This window comes from Nocardia vinacea NBRC 16497 (genome assembly GCF_000308835.1).
Taxonomy (GTDB): Bacteria; Actinomycetota; Actinomycetes; order Mycobacteriales; family Mycobacteriaceae; genus Nocardia; species Nocardia vinacea.
Map to the genome: position 1 here is coordinate 1 of NZ_BAGN01000164.1, position 3719 is coordinate 3719.

General features: G+C 68.1%; 5 protein-coding genes. 1 reads left to right on the forward strand and 4 read right to left on the reverse strand.

Translation table 11 applies throughout. From position 1 onward, the window contains the following. From ON44_RS22035 to rimP, 4 genes are all read right to left on the reverse strand, one after another. On the reverse strand, positions 1-656 hold a 656-nt coding region (locus ON44_RS22035), incomplete at its 3' end, for a translation initiation factor IF-2 N-terminal domain-containing protein (RefSeq protein WP_040693079.1). Positions 657-764: 108 nt separating this feature from the next. Next, entirely contained in the window at positions 765-1076 is a 312-nt protein-coding gene (locus ON44_RS48490) for a YlxR family protein (RefSeq protein ID WP_245567279.1), read from the reverse strand. A gap of 143 nt (positions 1077-1219) precedes the next feature. Then, complete coding sequence (gene nusA / locus ON44_RS22040; RefSeq protein WP_040693081.1) at positions 1220-2251, reverse strand: transcription termination factor NusA; 1032 nt, start codon at positions 2249-2251, stop codon at positions 1220-1222. Next, positions 2248-2961 (reverse strand): ribosome maturation factor RimP, encoded by a 714-nt coding sequence (gene rimP / locus ON44_RS22045; RefSeq protein WP_051182317.1) that lies wholly within the window; start codon positions 2959-2961, stop codon positions 2248-2250. The genes nusA and rimP overlap by 4 nt, the downstream gene beginning before the upstream one ends. Positions 2962-3166: 205 nt before the next feature. Between rimP and ON44_RS22050 the strand changes: the two genes are divergently transcribed. Continuing rightward, positions 3167-3719 (forward strand): hypothetical protein (locus tag ON44_RS22050; RefSeq protein ID WP_051182318.1); only part of this gene is annotated, 553 nt, incomplete at its 3' end.

The following is a 3719-nucleotide window of genomic DNA, read 5'->3' on the forward strand; positions in this document are numbered from 1 at the left end:
AAGGGATTGTTGCCGACGCGCGGAGTCTTCGGACCCGGCTTGGGGCCGGCTCCCGGACCACCACCGGGACGCGGACCACCGTGTGACGGACCACCGTGTGACGGACCACCGTGTGACGGAGCACCGGGGCGCTGCTGCTGACCGGGACGTGCGCCACCCGGGGTCGGGCGCGGTCCGCTCTGCGCCGGAGTGCTCGGCGCCGGGGTGGCCTTGGCGGCCGGAGCCGCCGGGGTCTCCTGGACCGGAGCGGTTTCCCGGGCGGCCGGCTTGGCCGGACCGGGACGCGCGGCCGGACCGGGACGCACAGCGTCGGAGGGACGCGCGGCCGGAGCCGCCGTCTCACGGGCGGCCGGAGCCGCCGGGGTCGCCGCCTGCGCGGGCGACGGGGTACGTGGACCCGGACGCGGACCGCCGCCTGCGGCGGGCTTCGCGGCCGGAGTGGATGCCGGTCCCGGACGGGCCCCGGACTTCGTGGTGCCGTTCGACGGGGCGGACTTCCCCGCGACCGACTCGCGCAGTCGACGTGCGACGGGTGCTTCCACCGTCGAGGACGCCGACTTCACGAACTCGCCTTGCTCCTTGAGCGTTGCGAGTAGTTCTTTGCTCGTGACACCGAGTTCTTTGGCCAACTCGTGCACGCGGGCCTTGCCTGCCACTGCTCTCCTCACTGAGAGGTCGAGCAGTGCCTCCGCCTAGGGAAGGCGGGCCCGCACGACCTCGGGTTATCTCCGATGGACGTTCATCGTTGGTGCTTCACGGTGTGCTCATGAGTGCTCGTGCCTGTTCTCGAGGTACTTCTCCAGGGCTGAGATATCCAGATTTCCGGACACTCGTAGTGCTCTGCCGAATGCTCGGCGTCGTTCTGCGGTGCGCAAACAAACTGAAACGGGGTGCAGCCAGGCACCCCGTCCGGGAAGTCTGCGCCACGGATCGGGAACTATCGCAACAACCTCGGAACCGTCACCGGTTTCACGGTCCTGCGCCACGATCCGCAACAGATCGACGGCCAACTCGCGCTTTCGGCACCCGATGCACGTCCGCTCCGGAGCTGTTCGACGTCGGTGCGCCGGGGCCAGCTCGTTGGTGCGTTCGGACAAAGAAACCGAAGGCTCGCGTTGAACCTGAGACCACTCTACCGCTGTCCCGCTCGGAACACCGAACCCCGCCCCTTCGGAAGTTACGAACATGTCATCCGGCGGGCTCGATTCGCGGGCATCGATCAACTCCGATGCGCCTCCGTCCGCACACTGCCGCTGCCCGCATCCGGGGTGGCATCGCTGCGGATATCGATCCGCCAACCGGTCAGGCGGGCCGCCAACCTGGCGTTCTGCCCCTCCTTGCCGATGGCGAGCGACAGCTGGAAGTCGGGGACGACCACGCGTGCGGCGCGAGCTTCGGGATCCACGATCGTGACCGAGACAACTTTCGACGGCGACAGCGCATTCCCGACGAAGGTCGCCGGATCATCGGCGTAATCGATGATGTCGATCTTCTCCCCCGCCAGTTCGCTCATCACGTTGCGCACGCGCTGACCCATCGGGCCGATGCACGCACCCTTGGCATTGACGCCTGGCACGGTGGTGCGCACCGCGATCTTGGAGCGGTGGCCGGCCTCGCGGGCGACCGCGACGATCTCCACCGAACCGTCGGCGATCTCGGGCACCTCGAGCGCGAACAGTCGGCGCACCAGATTCGGATGGGTGCGCGAGAGGGTGATCTGCGGGCCGCGCGGACCGCGCGAGACACCGACGACGTAACACTTGATCCGGTCACCGTGCTCATAGCTCTCGCCGGGCACCTGCTCGGCGGGCGGGATCAGTCCCTCGGTGCCGTGCAGTTCGCTGCCGATACGCACCACGACGGTGCCGCGGGCATTGGCACGGGCATCGCGCTGCACCACGCCGCCGACGATGTCGCCCTCATGGGTGGAGAATTCGCCGAAGGACTTCTCGTTCTCGGCATCGCGCAGCCGCTGCAGCACCACCTGGCGTGCGGTGGTCGCCGCGATCCGGCCGAAACCCTCTGGGGTGTCGTCCCATTCGGAGAGCACATTGCCGTCGGCGTCGAGTTCGCGCGCCATCACCCGGACCACGCCGGTCTTCTGGTTGATATCGATGCGCGCGTTGGGCTGGTGGCCCTCGGTATGACGGTAGGCCGTGAGCAGTGCCGACTCGATCGCGGAGATCACGGTCTCGATCGAGATCCCTTTATCGGCGACAATCGCGCGCAGGGCTTCGATTTCGATGTTCATTCCACGATCCCTTCGGTCGGCGAATCGGACGCTGTGTTGTTTCGAGCGACCTGCAGGCAGTCGCCAGCGGCTACAGATTCTGTCGGTTCATCTGGTACATCGGTTGTTCCCCGGACATCGGCGGTGGGATCCACCGCTTCCTCTTGCCCCGGCCGCGGACGACCGGGCGCGACTCCGCCCGCGAGTTCCAGTTCCCGCGCGCCGGGTGGGTTGAATTCCACCTGGACGACCGCCTCGGCGATATCGGCCAGCGGAATCGTCACCCGGTGCGGTTTGTTCTTCCCGCCGAGCACCAACGCCACCGTGTCATCGGTGAGGACACCGACCCTGGCCTCGAACTTGTCCGATGACTTCGGATCCGGCGAGGGGGCACCGGTGCGCAGCTTGATCCGCACCTTGCGGCCCTGGGCGCGGCGCCAGTGGCGGTCGACGGTGAGCGGACGGTCGATGCCGGGGCTGGTCACCTCGAGCAGGTAGGGCGTCTCGCCGAAATCGCCCGCGCTGTCGAGGGCCTCGGATAGCTCCGTGCTCAGTCCGGCAATGGCATCGAGATCGGAAGCGGCATCGCTGTCGACGATCACCTTCACCCGAGCCTGGGCATCCACATGCTTGCCCGCCGTCGAGATCTCGACACCCTCGAGGTCGAATCCTCGGCGCTCGACGAGCCCAGCAACGAGCTGGCTCACCCTTTCCTCCGTCGGCATGGGCATGTGGGGCGGCTCCTGGTTCAGTTGTCAGACGGCGGGAAATTTCTCTACCGGAGATCTAGCGTAACGCGCCTCGAGAGTGTAAAGGACCAGCGGCCTCGAGCAAGTTTCCTGGCCACGCGCCCGCAACACAGCGTGCCGGGCCTCGCACCGACCGCCCGGTAGACGCTCGGTCGGCCGTGCCGCGCGAATCTGGCACGATGGTGCCGTGCCAATCCGCCTCCCCGCCCCGCCGCGCGCCGGGTGCACTTCCGGCATCCCCACCGACCGGCATCAAACCCAGCACGGCAGCGCCGGCGTCGGTCGCACCGGCATCGTCGACCGCCGCACCGCATTGCGGCTGGCCGGCGGCACGACCGTGGGTGTGCTAGCCGTCGGCGCGGTGGCCGGATGTACGGATAAGACGGTGTATCAGCCCGATCCGCTTGCCGCACAAGAGAACCTGGCGCGCGCCGACGCAGCGGCCGCGACGGCGGCGATCGCGGTGACGCCGCAGCGGCATGCCGCATTGACCGCGATCGCGGACGAACGCACCGCACACGCGGATGCGCTGCGTGCCGAAATCAACCGTGTGATCGGCGTTTACGGTGACGGCACCACTCCGACGCACCGCACCCGCGAAGTCACCCCGCCCCCTTCCGGCACTTCCCCCGCGGCATCGGGCGCATCCGCGTCAACCACCACGCCGCCGAGCATCGACGAGTTGCGCACACGGCTGGCCAAATCGCAGCAGTCCGCGGGTGATCTCGCCCGCACCCAAT

Bases quoted from the DNA above. Each gene is read 5' to 3' on its own strand.
- nusA (WP_040693081.1), bottom strand. From the start codon at position 2,251: ATGAACATCGAAATCGAAGCCCTGCGCGCGATTGTCGCCGATAAAGGG.
- rimP (WP_051182317.1), bottom strand. From the start codon at position 2,961: ATGCCCATGCCGACGGAGGAAAGGGTGAGCCAGCTCGTTGCTGGGCTC.